This window comes from Variovorax sp. 679 (genome assembly GCF_003952185.1).
Lineage (GTDB): Bacteria > Pseudomonadota > Gammaproteobacteria > Burkholderiales > Burkholderiaceae_C > Variovorax.
On record NZ_RXFS01000004.1, the window covers coordinates 360,152 to 374,909 of the forward strand.

General features: G+C 67.8%; 14 protein-coding genes. 9 read left to right on the plus strand and 5 right to left on the minus strand.

Annotation, left to right across the window (positions count from 1 at the left end; translation table 11 throughout):
• Positions 1-34 precede the first annotated feature (34 nt).
• On the plus strand, positions 35-820 hold the full coding sequence (locus EJO71_RS12095) for a 5'-methylthioadenosine/adenosylhomocysteine nucleosidase (protein WP_125948952.1): 786 nt from the start codon (positions 35-37) through the stop codon (positions 818-820).
• On the opposite strand, the gene EJO71_RS12100 is transcribed toward EJO71_RS12095, so the two are convergent.
• Together EJO71_RS12100 and corA are read right to left on the minus strand one after the other, a co-directional pair.
• Complete coding sequence (locus tag EJO71_RS12100; RefSeq protein ID WP_125948953.1) at positions 813-1,577, minus strand: YoaK family protein; 765 nt, start codon at positions 1,575-1,577, stop codon at positions 813-815. The genes EJO71_RS12095 and EJO71_RS12100 overlap by 8 nt on opposite strands.
• Before the next feature lie 61 nt (positions 1,578-1,638).
• Complete coding sequence (gene corA / locus EJO71_RS12105) at positions 1,639-2,625, minus strand: magnesium/cobalt transporter CorA (RefSeq protein ID WP_057593823.1); 987 nt, start codon at positions 2,623-2,625, stop codon at positions 1,639-1,641.
• 236 nt (positions 2,626-2,861) lie between these two features.
• On the opposite strand from corA, the gene EJO71_RS12110 reads away from it, so the two are divergent.
• From EJO71_RS12110 to hprK, 4 genes are all read left to right on the plus strand, one after another.
• The gene (locus EJO71_RS12110) at positions 2,862-4,982 is read left to right on the plus strand and encodes an ATP-dependent helicase (protein WP_125948954.1); all 2,121 of its coding nucleotides are present in this window, start codon (positions 2,862-2,864) and stop codon (positions 4,980-4,982) included.
• A 334-nt stretch (positions 4,983-5,316) separates the two neighbouring features.
• Positions 5,317-5,646, plus strand: a complete 330-nt coding sequence (gene raiA / locus EJO71_RS12115; RefSeq protein ID WP_125948955.1) for a ribosome-associated translation inhibitor RaiA — start codon at positions 5,317-5,319, stop codon at positions 5,644-5,646.
• 212 nt (positions 5,647-5,858) lie between these two features.
• Positions 5,859-6,326, plus strand: coding sequence for a PTS sugar transporter subunit IIA (locus EJO71_RS12120; RefSeq protein ID WP_125948956.1), 468 nt, complete (start codon positions 5,859-5,861; stop codon positions 6,324-6,326).
• 95 nt (positions 6,327-6,421) lie between these two features.
• Positions 6,422-7,381, plus strand: coding sequence for an HPr(Ser) kinase/phosphatase (gene hprK / locus EJO71_RS12125; protein ID WP_093053985.1), 960 nt, complete (start codon positions 6,422-6,424; stop codon positions 7,379-7,381).
• A 49-nt stretch (positions 7,382-7,430) separates the two neighbouring features.
• On the opposite strand, the gene fur is transcribed toward hprK, so the two are convergent.
• Entirely contained in the window at positions 7,431-7,850 is a 420-nt protein-coding gene (gene fur / locus EJO71_RS12130; protein ID WP_125948957.1) for a ferric iron uptake transcriptional regulator, read from the minus strand.
• Positions 7,851-7,943: 93 nt separating this feature from the next.
• Between fur and EJO71_RS12135 the strand changes: the two genes are divergently transcribed.
• The 4 genes from EJO71_RS12135 to EJO71_RS12150 all read left to right on the plus strand — a co-directional run bounded on the left by EJO71_RS12135 (position 7,944) and on the right by EJO71_RS12150 (position 10,676).
• Positions 7,944-8,507: an outer membrane protein assembly factor BamE gene (locus tag EJO71_RS12135; protein ID WP_125948958.1), complete on the plus strand. Its 564-nt coding sequence runs from the start codon at positions 7,944-7,946 to the stop codon at positions 8,505-8,507.
• A gap of 109 nt (positions 8,508-8,616) precedes the next feature.
• Complete coding sequence (gene dapB, locus EJO71_RS12140) at positions 8,617-9,462, plus strand: 4-hydroxy-tetrahydrodipicolinate reductase (protein WP_125948959.1); 846 nt, start codon at positions 8,617-8,619, stop codon at positions 9,460-9,462.
• Between the two features lie 23 nt (positions 9,463-9,485).
• Positions 9,486-10,181 (plus strand): MotA/TolQ/ExbB proton channel family protein, encoded by a 696-nt coding sequence (locus EJO71_RS12145; protein ID WP_125948960.1) that lies wholly within the window; start codon positions 9,486-9,488, stop codon positions 10,179-10,181.
• A 21-nt stretch (positions 10,182-10,202) separates the two neighbouring features.
• Entirely contained in the window at positions 10,203-10,676 is a 474-nt protein-coding gene (locus EJO71_RS12150; protein ID WP_125948961.1) for a biopolymer transporter ExbD, read from the plus strand.
• Positions 10,677-10,778: 102 nt separating this feature from the next.
• Here the strand turns inward: EJO71_RS12150 and EJO71_RS12155 are convergent, their stop codons facing one another.
• Positions 10,779-13,262, minus strand: coding sequence for a glycogen/starch/alpha-glucan phosphorylase (locus EJO71_RS12155; protein WP_125948962.1), 2,484 nt, complete (start codon positions 13,260-13,262; stop codon positions 10,779-10,781).
• Positions 13,263-13,282: 20 nt separating this feature from the next.
• Positions 13,283-14,752 carry a glycogen synthase GlgA gene (gene glgA, locus EJO71_RS12160; protein WP_125948963.1) on the minus strand — a complete coding sequence of 490 codons (1,470 nt, stop codon included), beginning with the start codon at positions 14,750-14,752 and terminating at the stop codon, positions 13,283-13,285.
• Positions 14,753-14,758: the final 6 nt, after the last annotated feature.

Sequence of the window (14,758 nt, forward strand, 5' to 3'; positions counted from 1 at the left end):
CCGGTTCCACGGTGTTCCTGGAAAGAGAAGTAGCTTGAGCTCTCTGTCACGCGCGCCCATTGCCATCGTCGCGGCGATGCACGAGGAGCTGGGCGCGCTCCTCGCGCTGATGCCCGACGAGCAGCGCGTGCGCGTCGCGGGCCGCGACTTCTGGGTGGGCCATCTGCATGGCCAGCCGGTGGTCGCGGTGCTGTCGCGCATTGGCAAGGTCGCGGCGGCAATCACGGCCACGGTGCTGCTGGAGCGCTTCGGCGTGCGGGCCATCGTGTTCACCGGCGTCGCGGGCGGGCTTGCGCCGGGCGTGAATGTGGGAGACGTGGTCGTCGCGACGCAGCTGCTGCAGCATGACCTCGATGCCTCGCCGATCTTCCCGAAATACGAAGTGCCGTTGATGGGCCTGTCGCGCTTCGCGGCCGACACCGCCATCGGCGATGCGCTGGCGAACGTTGCCGAAGCGACGCTGCGCGATCCGGTGGCATTGCTGGGCCAGGAGGCTGTCGACGAGTTCGGCCTTCGTTCGCCGAAGGTGCACCGCGGGCTGCTGGTGAGCGGCGACCGGTTCGTCTCGACCACCGCCGAGAGCGAGGCATTGCAGCGCGCCTTGCCCGATGCGCTCGCGGTCGAGATGGAGGGTGCGTCGGTGGCGCAGGTGTGCCACGACTACGGCGTGCCCTTCGCGGCGATGCGGACGATCTCCGATCGCGCAGACGATGCTGCGCACGGCGACTTCTCGCGCTTCGTCGTTGCGGTCGCGAGCCGCTACAGCCTTGCGCTCGTCGGCGCGTGGCTGGTGGCGTCGTTGCCGCAGGAGCTCAGCTGAGCGAGGGCGTGCGGCGGCGCGGAATGTCGCGCAGCAGCGGCGGGATCGACAACGCGAGCAGCAGCGCAGCCAGCGGCACCACGCAGACGAAACCCACGTACTTGAAGCCCAGCGCCCCCACCGCGCCGCCGAGCACGAACATGCCGAACAGTCCGCCCGAGCGGCGCATGCGGCTGCGGTCGTGGCGCACGACCAGGGCCGGCGCCGGTGCCGACTTCGAGCGGCGGTTCCAGTAGAGCATCTTGCCGATCTCGATGCCCAGGTCGGTGATGTTGCCGGTCATGTGGGTGGTGCGGATGCTGCCGCCCGAGGTCTTGGACGCCACCGCGTTCTGCAGGCCCATGATGAAGGACAGCAGCAGCACGGTGAGCGGCACCGCGAACGGCGTCGCCCAGGTCAGCGTGATGGCGCCCATGAGCCCGAACGGGAACATCAGCGCGGCCTCGAGCATCAGCGGCAGGGCGTACACGCCGTGCATGCGGTGCTGCCGGCCCCAGTTCACGAGCACGGCGCAGACGGCGGCGCCGCTCAGGAAGGCCAGGATCGCGCCCAGCGCGTTCAGCAGCAGCGTGACGTTGCCCAGCACCATGCCGTCGGCCAGCTGCGAGGCGAAGCCGGTCATGTGCGAGGTGTACATGTGGAGCACGAGGAAGCCGCCCGCGTTGACGGCGCCGGCGTTGAAGGCCAGCAGCAGGCCGAGCGCGGCATTGGTCGACGGCGCGCGATGGCGGTTGGTGAGGAAACGAAGTCTGCGCACGGTGGCTCTCCGGTCAGCGCCTGGCTGCCGGCCACTCTAGCACCGTGCCCCCGGACCGGGACTACTTCAGCCAGCCGCGCCGGCGGAAGTACCACATGGGCACCAGCGCGCTGGCCGCCATCAGCACGATGGCATAGGGGTAGCCCATGGCCCAGTCGAGCTCGGGCATGAACTTGAAGTTCATGCCGTAGATGCTGGCGATCAGCGTGGGCGGCAGCAGCGCGACGCTGGCCACCGAGAAGATCTTGATGGTCTTGTTCTGGTTGATGTTGATGAAACCGACGGTCGCATCCATCAGGAAGTTGATCTTGTCGAAGAGAAAAGCCGTGTGGTTGTCCAGCGACTCGATGTCGCGCAGGATCTGCCGCGCTTCCTCGAACTGCTCGGCATTGAGCATCTTGCTGCGCATCATGAAGCTGACCGCGCGGCGTGTGTCCATCACGTTGCGGCGGATGCGCCCGTTCAGGTCTTCCTGCCGTGCGATGGCGCCGAGGACCTCTCCGGCCAGTTCGTCGCTGACGTTGCCCGAGAGCACCTTCTTGCTGGCCGCCTCCAGCTCGTCGTAGATGTTCTCCAGCGAGTCGGCCGAGTATTCGGCGTCGGCGTCGAAGAGCTTGAGCATGACTTCCTTGGCGTCCTCGATGAGCCCCGGTGCGCGGCGTGCGCGCATGCGCAGCAGGCGGAACACGGGCACGTCCTCGTCGTGGATCGAGAACAGCACGCCGCGGCTGCGCAGGTCGGTGTTGTGCTGGTTGAGGATGAAGGCCACGCGCACCGCGCGCGGGGCCTCGTCGTCGTCGATCAGGAAGTCGGAGCGGATGTGCAGCTCGCCGTTGTCTTCCTCGTAGAAGCGCGCCGATTCCTCGATGTCCTCGTCCATCGCGTCTTCGGGGATGGACAGGCCGTAGTACTGCTTGATCCAGCGCTTCTCTTCGAGCGTGGGCGACTCGAGGTCGACCCAGATCGGCTGGAACCTGGAGAGCTCTTCGAGGGCCTCGATCTCTTCCTGGACGAGGCGGCCGTTGGCGAGCGTGAAGATGTTGAGCATTGGGCTCACTCCCGGGGGTGACTGACTGGACGATGGGCGGGGGAGGGGGCGCTTTCAATTCCCGGCCCGACGTGCGCGAACAACGAAAAGCGCGTCAGTGGAAGGGAGTTGAAAGCTGCCGAGACGGGGCGGTTTCCATTGGAAAAATCTCCGGTTGCAGCGAGGCGCGATTATGTCACCGGCCATATGTCGGCACGGCGGCCGGACTGGACGGACATACAGTAAAGTCGTGCGTCATGCAGACCACTGCGCTCCCCGTTTTTCCCGCCGCACCGAAGACCCAGGCCGAACGCCTGGCCGACGCGCTCGCCTCGCTCAACGAGGCGCAGCGCGCGGCGGTCGAGCATGGAGTGAGCGCAGCCACGGCCGAATGCGACGAGCGTCCGCTGCTCGTCATCGCCGGTGCGGGTTCGGGCAAGACCAGCACGCTGGCGCACCGCGTCGCAACCCTCATCGCCGGCGGCGTCGATCCGCAGCGCCTGTTGCTCCTGACCTTCTCGCGCCGTGCCGCGCAGGAGATGGAGCGTCGTGCCGGCCGGGTGCTGGCGCAGGTGTTGGGCCTGAAGTCCGAGGCGCCTCCCGCGCTGCCCTGGGCCGGCACCTTCCACGGCATCGGCGCACGGCTGCTTCGCGAGTACGCGCCGCAGATCGGGCTCGACGAGAACTTCACCATCCACGACCGCGGCGACGCCGAAGACCTGATGGGGCTGGTGCGCCACGAGCTGGGCCTGTCTTCCACCGTCAACCGCTTTCCGCGCAAGGGCACCTGCCTGTCGATCTACTCGCGCTGCGTGAACACGCGCGCGCCGCTGGTGGAGGTGCTGAAGGATGCCTTTCCCTGGTGCGACGAATGGGAGGCTGAGCTGAAGAAGCTGTTCGGTGCATACGTCGAGGCCAAGCAGCGGCAGAACGTGCTCGACTACGACGACCTGCTGCTCTACTGGGCCGAAATGGCCGCCGAGCCCGCGCTGGCCGCGCACATCGGCGCGCGCTTCGACCATGTGCTGGTCGACGAATACCAGGACACCAACCTGCTGCAGGCCTCGATCCTGCTGGCGCTCAAGCCCGACGGGCGCGGCGTGACGGTGGTGGGGGACGACGCGCAGTCGATCTATTCCTTCCGCGGCGCCACGGTGCGAAACATCCTCGACTTTCCGTCGCAGTTCACGCAGGACGCGCGCGTGGTCACGCTCGAGCGCAACTACCGCTCGACGCAGCCGATCCTCGACGTGTCGAATCGCGTGATCGCGCAGGCCGCCGAGCGGCACGCCAAGACGCTGTGGACCGACAAGCCCTCGGCCGGCAAGCCGCTGCTGGTGCTCGTGCCCGACGAGGCGGGCCAGGCGCGATGGGTGGCCGACAAGGTGCTGGCGCATCGCGAAGGCGGGCTTGCGCTGAAGTCGCAGGCGGTGCTGTTCCGCACCTCCACGCACAGCGCGGCGCTCGAACTCGAGCTGGCGCGGCGCAACATCCCGTTCGTGAAGTTCGGCGGGCTCAAGTTTCTCGAAGCCTCGCACGTGAAGGACCTGCTCGCGGTGCTCCGCTTCGCGCAGAACCCGCGCGGGCGCATGGCGGGGTTCAGGGTGACGCAGCTGATTCCGGGTATCGGCCCAGCCACGGCCACGCGGCTGCTCGACGCGATGGAGCTGGCAGCCGATCCGGCCGAAGCCGTGCGCGAGTTCGTGCCGCCCTCGGCGGCTCGCGCGCAGTGGGCCGACTTCGCCGAGGCCTATGCCGCCCTGCGTGCGCCCGCGCTCAAATGGCCGGCTGACATCGAGCTGGCGATGGAGTGGTATCTGCCGCATCTGGAGCGGCTGTACGAGGACACCTCCGGCGTGCGGCGCGCCGACGTGGAGCAGCTCGCCCGGCTCGCGGCCGGGTACGCCTCGCGCGAACGCTTCCTCACCGAACTCACGCTCGACCCGCCCGAAGCCACCAGCGACCGCCCGGGGCCGCCGCTGCTCGACGAGGACTACCTGATCCTCTCCACCATCCATTCGGCAAAAGGGCAGGAGTGGAACTCGGTGCATGTGCTCAACGTGGTCGACGGCTGCCTGCCGGCCGACGTGGCGCAGAGCGCGCACGAGCTGGAAGAGGAGCGCCGGCTGCTCTACGTGGCCATGACCCGGGCGCGCGACCACCTGCATCTGCTGGTGCCGCAGCGCTTCCACATCACGCAGCAGGCGGCGCGCGGCGACCGGCACCTGTACGCGAACCGCACGCGCTTCATCGCCGATGCCGATCTCGAAGGCTTCGAGCAGCAGACCTGGCCGCCTCCGCCGGAGCGCCCGCCGGCCGTGCCGCCGCCCAGCGCCGTGATCGACCTGCGCAACAGGATGCGTGCGGCCTGGCGCTGAGCGATCGGGCAGGGTGGCAGGCCCTTCCGGCGGCAGGGTCACAGGCTGACCACCGGTGAAACACTTGTTCCGAAAACGCGGCATCGCCTGCCCCGCGCGCGCCAGCTGCTATCGATTCACTAGCGTGTGAAAAGCTGCGCACAAAGCTGCAAAACCCCGGGCAACTCAGGTATTGCAATACCGTGACAGCTTGGGCATAGTGAATCGACCTTCCCCTCTTCTTTCCCTCTCCCCCTCTTTCCTCTCCCCGTCCCCAGAGAACTCCCGTTTCGCCGGCCAAACCGCATTCCGCGGCGCGGTCATTTCCCCAACCGTCAATTCCAGGAGGTCATTCATGAATTTGACGATCAGCGGTCATCACCTCGACGTCACACCTGCCTTGCGCACCTACGTCACGAGCAAGCTGGACCGGGTCATCCGACACTTCGACCAGGTAGTCGATGTAAAGGTGATCCTCACGGTGGAAAAGCAGAAGGAAAAGGAACGCCGCCAAAGGGCGGAATGCAACATCCACGTCAAGGGCAATGACATGTTCGCGGAGTCGAGCCACGCTGATCTCTACGCTGCGGTCGATGAACTGGTCGACAAGCTCGACCGCCAGGTGGTGCGCCACAAGGACCGCCTGCAGGATCACCATCACGCGGCACCCAAGCGCGTGATGTAAATAGGAGCCTCAGGGCTCGCATCACAGGCCGCCTTCGGGCGGCCTTTTGTTTTTCCGCGCCTTCCCGTGTTTTCCGACCGGGGCACTGGGTCTTTTGGCAAGCGCCCAGAGGGGAGCGCGAGGCCTCCGGGCAACATGTAGACAGAAAGTAAATAAGGGGACTGGGGGTTTTTACCAAGCGGGTGCATAATCGCCCCCGCTCTGCACCCACCATGAATCGCCTCGCGTCCATCCTGCCGCCCGCTCAAGTGCTTGTGAGCGTTGACGCTACCAGCAAGAAACGTGCTTTCGAAGAAGCCGGCCTGCTGTTCGAAAGCCTTCACGGCCTGGGCCGTGCCCTCATCACCGACAGCCTGTTCGCGCGCGAGCGCCTCGGCTCCACCGGCCTGGGCCATGGCGTCGCCATTCCGCATGGCCGCATCAAGGGCCTCAAGTCGCCGATGGCCGCCGTGTTCCAGCTGGCCAATCCCATCGGCTTCGATGCTCCCGACGAGCAACCCGTCGCACTTCTGATCTTCCTGCTGGTGCCCGAGGCGGCCACGCAGAAGCATCTCGAAATCCTCTCCGAAATCGCCGAGCTGCTGAGCGACGCCAGCCTCCGCGAACAGATCAAGTCCAGCACTGACGCGGCGGCCCTGCACGACCTCATCGCCAGCTGGCAGTCCACGCAGGTCGCCTGAGCGCATGCGTCGGCGCGCGCGGCTGCTGATAAGCTGCGCGGCACCCTCCCTCACTCCAACGCAATGCCGGCGCCCGTGCGCCGCCTCCTGAACGCATGAAGCCGACCGTCATCAGCGCCGATGCCATGTTCGAGGAGTTCCGCGGCTCGCTCCGCTGGGAATGGCTCGCCGGTCTCGGCGCCTCGGAGCGCCAGTTCGACCCCGAGGTCATCAGCCGCGCCCAGTCGGCGGCCGACCTCGTCGGCTACCTCAACTACATCCACCCGTACCGCGTGCAGATCCTCGGCGCCCGCGAGGTGGCCTATCTGACGCGCGGCAGCGAGGAAGACTGCGCGCGGCGCATCGCCCGCATCGTCACGCTGGAGCCGCCGATGCTTGTGCTGGCCGACGGCCAGGCCGCGCCCGACGAGCTGCTGTCGATCTGCGAGCGCGCCCAGTTGCCGCTGTTCGCCACGCGCGAGTCGTCGGCCTTCGTGATCGACCTGCTGCGCGCCTACCTGTCCAAGCACTTCGCCGAGCGCACCTCGATGCACGGCGTGTTCATGGACATCCTGGGCATGGGGGTGATGATCACGGGCGAGTCGGGTCTGGGCAAGAGCGAGCTCGGCCTGGAGCTGATCTCGCGCGGCAACGGCCTCGTGGCGGACGACGCGGTCGACCTGTTCCGCATCAACCAGAACACCATCGAGGGGCGCTGCCCCGACCTGCTGCTGAACCTGCTCGAGGTTCGCGGCATCGGCCTGCTGGATATTCGCGCGATCTTCGGCGAGACGGCGGTGCGCCGGAAGATGCGGCTCAAGCTCATCGTGCACCTCGTGCGGCGCGACAGCTTCGAGCGCGACTACGAGCGCATGCCTTCGGCGCCGCTCACGCAGGACGTGCTGGGCATCCCCGTGCGCAAGGTCATCATCCAGGTGGTGGCTGGGCGCAACATCGCCGTGCTGGTGGAGGCGGCGGTGCGCAATTCGATCCTGCAGCTGCGCGGCATCGACACTTATGCCGACTTCGTGGCGCGCCACCACAAGGCGATGGAAAACTCCCGCGACGGGGATTGATCGATCCCGGGGATGCGGCCGCCGCCGGGCCGCGTCTCCCGTTCCGGGGTCAGCGCTTTTTCGCGCAGTCCCCGCAAAGACCGTAGAGCGACATGGCGTGGTCCTGCAGGATCCAGCCCTTGTCCTTGGCGATCATCTGCTGGCGGCGCTCGATCTCGGCGTCGTAGAACTCCTCGACCTTGCCGCATGAGGTGCAGACCAGATGGTCGTGGTGGGTGCCTTCGTTCAGCTCGTAGACCGCCTTGCCGCTCTCGAAGTGGCTGCGCTCCAGGATGCCGGCCTGCTCGAACTGGGTGAGCACGCGGTAGACCGTGGCCAGGCCGATGTCGGAGTGTTCATTGAGCAGCACGCGGAAGACGTCTTCCGCCGTCATGTGCCGTTGGCTGCCGGTCTGGAAGATCTCCAGGATCTTCAGGCGCGGGAGGGTGGCCTTGAGGCCTGTGTTCTTCAGTTCGTCGATGTTGGCCATGTTGGTTCCTGCGCCCCGGAGGGCTGCGGCTAAAGGCCCCGAAAAGGCCAGCCGCTACAATGGCCGATCATATCGCTACCCCCTTTTCCTCCCATGCCTGCCAACTTCCAACGCCGGCCCTGGCTGCTGGCTGTCGCCGTCGCGGCAACGCTCGGCCTCGGTGCCTGCAGCGGTTTCACCGAGCGCACGCGTGGCGCGCTGGCCGCCGTAACCCCCTACAAAGTCGAGGTGGTTCAGGGCAATTTCGTGTCGAAGGAACAGGTCGCGGCGCTCAAGCCGGGCATGTCCCGCCAGCAGGTGCGTGAAATCCTCGGCACCTCGCTGCTGAACGACGTGTTCCACGCCAACCGCTGGGACTACGTGTTCACCATCCGCCGCCAGGGCGTCGACCCGCAGGAGCGCCACCTGACGGTGTTCTTCAACGGCGAGCTGATGGACCGCTTCGAGGGCGACGAAATGCCCAGCGAAGAAGAATTCGTCGCCACGCTCGACACCCGCAAGAAATCCGGCAAGGTGCCCACGCTCGAGGCCTCGGAAGACGAGCTCAAGAAATACGCGCCCAAGGACGACGAGAAAAAAGCCGGTTCCGCCACGGGCGCATCGGCCTCCCTGCCGCCGCTGCCGGCCGCCTACCCCCCGCTCGAAGCCGCGCGCTGAGCGCGCAGGAGCATCGGCGGCTGCGGGCGGCGCCCGCCAGTCGGGCGGCGTCCGTTCCGTGTCCATGCATGCCATTGGCCGTTTCGAAATTCCCGAAGACTGAACCAGCGTGACCGAACCCACCTCCACTCCCAACAGCAATTCCGCCTCCGCGCCGCGCCGTGTCGCCATCGCCGGAGCCTCGGGCCGCATGGGCCACATGCTGATCGAGGCCGTGCGCAACGCGCCCGACCTGCGCCTGGCCGGCGCCCTCGACATCGCCGGCAGCCCGGCCCTCGGCGCCGATGCCGGCGCCTTCCTGGGCTTCGACAGCGGCGTGCCGATCGTGTCCGACCTGCGCGCCGGCCTGAAGGACGCGCAGGTGCTCATCGACTTCACCCGCCCCGAAGGCACGCTCGCGCACCTCGCGGTCTGCCGCGAACTGGGCGTGCAGGCCGTCATCGGCACCACCGGCTTCAGCGACGCGCAGAAGGCCGAGATCGCCGAAATCGCCAAGGACATCGCGATCATGATGGCGCCCAACATGAGCGTGGGCGTCAACGTCACCTTCAAGCTGCTCGAGATGGCGGCCAAGGCCATGGCCACCGGCTACGACATCGAGATCATCGAGGCGCACCACCGCCACAAGGTAGACGCGCCCTCGGGCACCGCGCTCAAGATGGGCGAAGTCATCGCCGACGCGCTGGGCCGTGACCTCAAGGACTGCGCCGTCTACGCCCGCGAGGGCATCACCGGCGAGCGCGACCCGTCCACCATCGGCTTCTCGGCCATCCGCGGCGGCGACATCGTGGGCGACCACACCGTGCTGTTCGCCGGCACCGGCGAGCGCATCGAGATCACCCACAAGTCGTCGAGCCGCGTCACCTACGCCCAAGGCAGCCTGCGCGCCGTGCGCTTCCTGGCCGGGCAGCGCGCGGGCCTGTTCGACATGTACGACGTGCTCGGTCTTCGCTGACCGCACAGCAAGAAGGACCGCCGATGAGCGTGCTCGAACTGCTGGCCCATGGTGACGGTGTCAGCCGTTCGGTGGCCGCGCTGCTGCTGGCGATGTCGATCGCGAGCTGGGTCATCATCCTCTGGAAGGCATGGCTGCTGCGCGGCGGCACGCGCGACGTGCTGCGCAGCATCGCGGCGTTCTGGCAGTCTTCCACGCTGGCTGATGCAGAGCAGAAGCTCAAGGCCTTCGACCGCGCCACGCTCGTGTCGCCCGCCGTGTCGGCCATCAGGAGCGTGGCCGCCGGCGAGCCGGCCGGCACCCTGGGCGCCACGGTCGACCGCAACCAGCGGCTCACGCGCGTGCTGCGCGACGCCCTGCACGGCGCGCTGCGCCGGCTGCAGGCGGGGCAGATCCTGCTCGCCACGGTCGGCGCCACCGCGCCCTTCGTCGGGCTGCTGGGCACGGTCTGGGGCATCTACGGCGCGCTGACCGGCATCGCCGGCCAGACCGGCGGCTTCACCATCGACAAGGTGGCGGGCCCGGTCGGCGAGGCGCTCATCATGACGGCCTTCGGCCTCGCCGTGGCCATTCCTGCCGTGTTGGCCTACAACGTCTTCGGCCGCGTCATCGGCCGTATCGAAGCCGAGCTCGAAGGCTTCGCGCACGACCTGCTGGGCAGCTTCGGCGCCCCGCCGGCACCCGTCGCGCCGCCGCCCGCACGGCCGATGCCGGTCTGAGCGCATAGAAGAACGGCAACCATGGCCTTCGGTCGCACTTCACTGGGCAGCGCAACCGGCGGCGGCGGTCGCGCAATGGGCGCGGGCGCGCAGCGGCCGCTGTCCGACATCAACGTCACGCCGCTGGTCGATGTGATGCTGGTGCTGCTGGTGATCTTCATCATCACCGCGCCGCTGATGGCCAGCTCGATCAAGCTGGACCTGCCGCAGACCGACGCCGGCCAGCCCAACGACGCGCCCAAGTTCGTGAGCCTGTCGGTCGACGCCTCGGGCAAGGTCTTCCTCAACGACAAGGCCGTGACCGACGAGGAGCTGGCGCAGCAACTGGAAAAAGCCGCCGCCGACAGCAAGGACACCGAGGTGCAGCTGCGCGCCGACCAGACCGTGCCCTACGGCAAGGTGGTGGCGCTGATGGGTATCGCGAACAAAGCTGGGCTGAGCCGCATCGGCTTCGTGACAGAGGCGGAAGCTGCGCCGCAGAAGCCTCCACGCTGACACGACTCTTTTCGTGAACACCGCGGAACCGGCTTTGCCGGGCCGCTGGTGTTGCCCCCTGCAAGGGGGTTGGCGGCCACACGAAGTGGGCAAGCCTGGGGGTTAGCCTAATACCACGGGCTTCGTGTGCCAGATCTCGTGGGCGTACTGCGCAATCGTCCTGTCCGACGAAAATGCCCCCATCCCCGCCACGTTCAGGACCGCCATCCGCGTCCACGCGTCCGAGTCGCGGTACAGCGCATCGACCTCGGCCTGCTTCGCCACGTAGCTCGCGTAGTCGGCCAGCAGCAGGTAGTGGTCGCCCCAGTTCACCAGCGCGTCGTAGATGCCCTGGTAGCGTGCCGGCTCGCCGGGTGAGAACTCTCCGTCGCGGATCGCGTCCAGCACGCGCTTGAGCTCGGCGTTTTCCTCGTAGATTTCGCGCGGCTGGTAGCCACGCGAGCGGATGTCGGCCACCTCGGGCGTGGTGTTGCCGAAGATGAAGATGTTCTCCGGCCCCACGTTCTCGCGCATCTCGACGTTGGCGCCGTCCAGCGTGCCGATGGTGAGCGCGCCGTTGAGCGCGAACTTCATGTTCCCGGTGCCCGAGGCTTCGGTGCCCGCCGTGGAGATCTGCTCCGAGAGGTCGGCCGCCGGCATGATGACCTCGGCCAGGCTCACGCTGTAGTTCGGCAAAAACACCACCTTCAGCAGCTTGCCCACGCGCGCGTCTGCGTTGACGGTGCTCGCCACGTCGTTGATGAGCCGGATGACCAGCTTGGCCATCGCATAGGCCGATGCCGCCTTGCCCGCGAACACCACCACGCGCGGCACGATGTCGACCGGCCCGCCCGCCGCTTGCGCGTCGAGGATGCGGTGGTAGCGCGCCACCACGTGCAGCACGTTGAGCAGCTGCCGCTTGTATTCGTGGATGCGCTTGACCTGCACGTCGAACATCGCGTCGGTGTCGATATCGATCTTCAGGTGCTGCTCGACCCAGTTGGCCAGCCGCAGCTTGTTCTCGCGCTTGGCGTGGCGGAAGGCGCGCACGAAAGCCGGTTGCGCAGCCATGGGTTTCAGCGCCTCCAGCTGCGAAAGGTCGCGCCGCCAGCCCTTGCCGATGCGCTGGTCGAGCAGCGCCGCCAGCGGCGGGTTGGCCTGCGCCAGCCAGCGGCGCGGCGTGACGCCGTTGGTCTTGTTGTTGAAGCGCTCTGGAAAGATCTTCGCGAAGTCCGAGAAGATCGACTGCTTCATCAGCTCCGAGTGCAGCCCCGACACGCCGTTGACCGAATGGCTCGCGAGCACTGCCACGTAGGCCATGCGCACGCGCCGCTCGCCGGCCTCGTCGACCAGCGACAGCCGGCGCATCAGCTCCACGTCGTTGCCGACCTTCTGCGTCACGGCGGCGAGGAAGCGCGCGTTGATGTCGTAGATGATCTGCAGGTGCCGCGGCAGGATGCGCCCGAGCATCTCCACCGGCCAGGTCTCCAGAGCCTCGTGCATCAGCGTGTGGTTGGTGTAGCTGAACACCTTCTGCGTGTGCGCCCAGGCTACGTCCCAGGAAAGGCCGTGCTCGTCGAGCAGGAGGCGCATGAGCTCGGGCACAGCCAGCACCGGGTGCGTGTCGTTCAGGTGGATGCTGACCTTCTCCGACAGCTGGTCGAAGGTCTTGTGGTTGCGCAGGTAGCGGCGCAGCAGGTCCTGCACGCTCGCGCTGCAGAAGAAGTATTCCTGGTGCAGCCGCAGCTCGCGGCCCGAGGGCGTGGAGTCGTCGGGGTAGAGCACGCGCGACACGTTCTCCGACTGGTTCTTGCTTTCCACCGCGCCCATGTAGTTGCCGCGGTTGAAGGCCGAGAGGTCGATCTCCTCGGTGGCGCGCGCCGACCACAGCCGCAGCGTGTTGGTGGCCTGCGTGCCGTAGCCCGGGATGATGGTGTCGTAGGCCACCGCCAGCACGTCGTGCGTGTCGACCCAGTCGGCCGCGCCTGAAGCCGCACTGGCGCCTTCGCGTTTCTGCACATGGCCGCCGAAGCGCACGCGGTAGTTCACCTCGGGCCGCTGGAATTCCCACGGGTTGCCGCGCGTGAGCCAGTAGTCGGGCGTTTCCACCTGCTGGCCGTCGACGATGCGCTGGCGGAACATGCCGTACTCGTAGCGGATGCCGTAGCCCATGCCCGGCACGCCGAGCGTGGCCATCGAGTCCAGGAAGCAGGCCGCGAGCCGCCCGAGGCCGCCGTTGCCCAGCGCCGCGTCGGGCTCGCGCTCGGCCAGCGCAGCCATGTCGACGCCGAAGTCGGCCAGCGCCTCGCGCACCGTGTCGTACAGGTCCACGGCCAGCAGCGCGTTGGTGAAGGTGCGCCCGATCAGGAACTCCATCGACAGGTAGTAGACGCGCTTCAGGTCCTGCGCGTAGTTGGCGCGCGTGGTCATCATCCAGCGCTCGACCAGCTGGTCGCGCACCGCCTGCGAGGTGGCGTTGAGCCAGTCGTCCTGGCTGGCCGCGACAGGGTCCTTGCCGACCGCGTAGATCAGCTTGTTGGCCACCGCGCGCTTGAAGGCCGCTACGTCGCGGTCGGGGTGGTCGTAGGCGAAGTCCTTGATCGTCATCGGAACGCTCCCGGAAGTGGTTATTTCAGGCTTTGCTGGTAGACATCGATGTACTGCGCCGCCGCCGCGGCCCAGTCGGCCGGCCGGCGCATGGCGTTGCCGCGCACGCGGCGCCAGTCGGGGGCGCGCTCGTAGAGGGCGAAGGCACGGCGCACGGCGCGTTCGTAGTCGGTCACCTCGAAGCGGTCGAACACGAAACCGGTGGCCTCGCCGCTGGCCAGGTCTTCCAGCGAGCTGTCGACCACCGTGTCGGCCAGCCCGCCGACGCGGCGCACCAGCGGCAGGCTGCCGTACTTGAGGCCGTACATCTGGGTGAGGCCGCAGGGCTCGAAGAGCGAGGGCACCAGCGTCACGTCGCCCGCGCCGAAGAGCTGATGGGCCAGCGTCTCGTTGTAGCCGACGGTCACGCTCACCGATTGCGGCGCGGCCGCCGCGCGCTTGCGGAAGGCTTCCTCGAGCCAGCCCTCGCCGCTGCCCAGCAGCGCGAGCTGGCCGCCCTGGGCGAGCAGTGCGTCGAGCCCGCCCAGCACCAGGTGCAGGCCCTTCTGCTCGGTGAGCCGGCTCACGACGATGAAGAGCGGCGCGTCCGGCCGGTCGGCCAGCCCCAGCTGGTGCTGCAGCACCGACTTGCTGCGTGCCTTGCCGGCCATGTGGCGGCCCTCGGGCGTGTGATAGCCCTGCACCAGCGCGGCATCCGTCGCCGGGTTCCAGACCTTGTCGTCGACCGCGTTGAGGATGCCGCTCAACACCGCGCTGCGCTGGCGCAGCAGCCCGTCGAGCCCGCAGCCCTGCTCGGGCGTCTGGATCTCGAGCGCGTAGGTCGGGCTCACCGTGGTGAGCCGGTCGGCGAAGTACAGGCCGGCCTTCATGAAGGAGACCTGCCCGTGGTACTCGAGGCCGTTCATCTGGAACGCCGTCCCCGGCAGGCCGAGCTCGGTGAAGTGCCAGGGCGCGAAGATGCCCTGGTAGGCCAGGTTGTGCACGGTGAAGACGCTGCCCACGCGCGGGCCGCCTGCCTGCCGCGCGAAGTGCAGGTACGCCGGCGCGAGCGCCGCGTGCCAGTCGTGCGCGTGCACGACCTCGGGCTGCCATTGCGGATCGAGCCCCTGCGCCAGCTGCGCCGCCGCCCAGCCCAGCAACGCGAAGCGGCGGTGGTTGTCGCCGTAGGGCTGGCGCGAGGTGTCTTCGTAGGGATTGCCCGGCCGGCCGTAAAGCGCCGGCGCGTCGATCACGTAGGCCGGAATGCCCGGAGCCCCGTCGATGTCGATATGCCCGAGCCGCAGCCCGAAACCCTCGCCCCAGGGCGCGCTGAAGGCGGCCACAGGCGCCAGGTCGCGCACGCCGGCCACGATGGCCGGAAAGCCCGGCAGCAGCACGCGCGCGTCCTGCCCTTCGGCCATGAGCGCCAGGGGCAGGGCGCCGGCGATGTCCGCCAGGCCGCCGGTCTTGAGGAGGGGAAAGAGTTCGGCGCTGACCTGGAGGATTCGCATCGTGTT

What these genes read in the sequence shown, in the direction of transcription:
- glgA (WP_125948963.1), bottom strand. Translation starts at nt 14,752, where the DNA reads ATGCGAATCCTCCAGGTCAGCGCCGAACTCTTTCCCCTCCTCAAGACC.
- EJO71_RS12110 (WP_125948954.1), top strand. Translation starts at nt 2,862, where the DNA reads ATGCAGACCACTGCGCTCCCCGTTTTTCCCGCCGCACCGAAGACCCAG.
- hprK (WP_093053985.1), top strand. Translation starts at nt 6,422, where the DNA reads ATGAAGCCGACCGTCATCAGCGCCGATGCCATGTTCGAGGAGTTCCGC.
- fur (WP_125948957.1), bottom strand. Translation starts at nt 7,850, where the DNA reads ATGGCCAACATCGACGAACTGAAGAACACAGGCCTCAAGGCCACCCTC.
- EJO71_RS12155 (WP_125948962.1), bottom strand. Translation starts at nt 13,262, where the DNA reads ATGACGATCAAGGACTTCGCCTACGACCACCCCGACCGCGACGTAGCG.
- raiA (WP_125948955.1), top strand. Translation starts at nt 5,317, where the DNA reads ATGAATTTGACGATCAGCGGTCATCACCTCGACGTCACACCTGCCTTG.
- EJO71_RS12145 (WP_125948960.1), top strand. Translation starts at nt 9,486, where the DNA reads ATGAGCGTGCTCGAACTGCTGGCCCATGGTGACGGTGTCAGCCGTTCG.
- EJO71_RS12150 (WP_125948961.1), top strand. Translation starts at nt 10,203, where the DNA reads ATGGCCTTCGGTCGCACTTCACTGGGCAGCGCAACCGGCGGCGGCGGT.
- EJO71_RS12135 (WP_125948958.1), top strand. Translation starts at nt 7,944, where the DNA reads ATGCCTGCCAACTTCCAACGCCGGCCCTGGCTGCTGGCTGTCGCCGTC.
- corA (WP_057593823.1), bottom strand. Translation starts at nt 2,625, where the DNA reads ATGCTCAACATCTTCACGCTCGCCAACGGCCGCCTCGTCCAGGAAGAG.
- EJO71_RS12120 (WP_125948956.1), top strand. Translation starts at nt 5,859, where the DNA reads ATGAATCGCCTCGCGTCCATCCTGCCGCCCGCTCAAGTGCTTGTGAGC.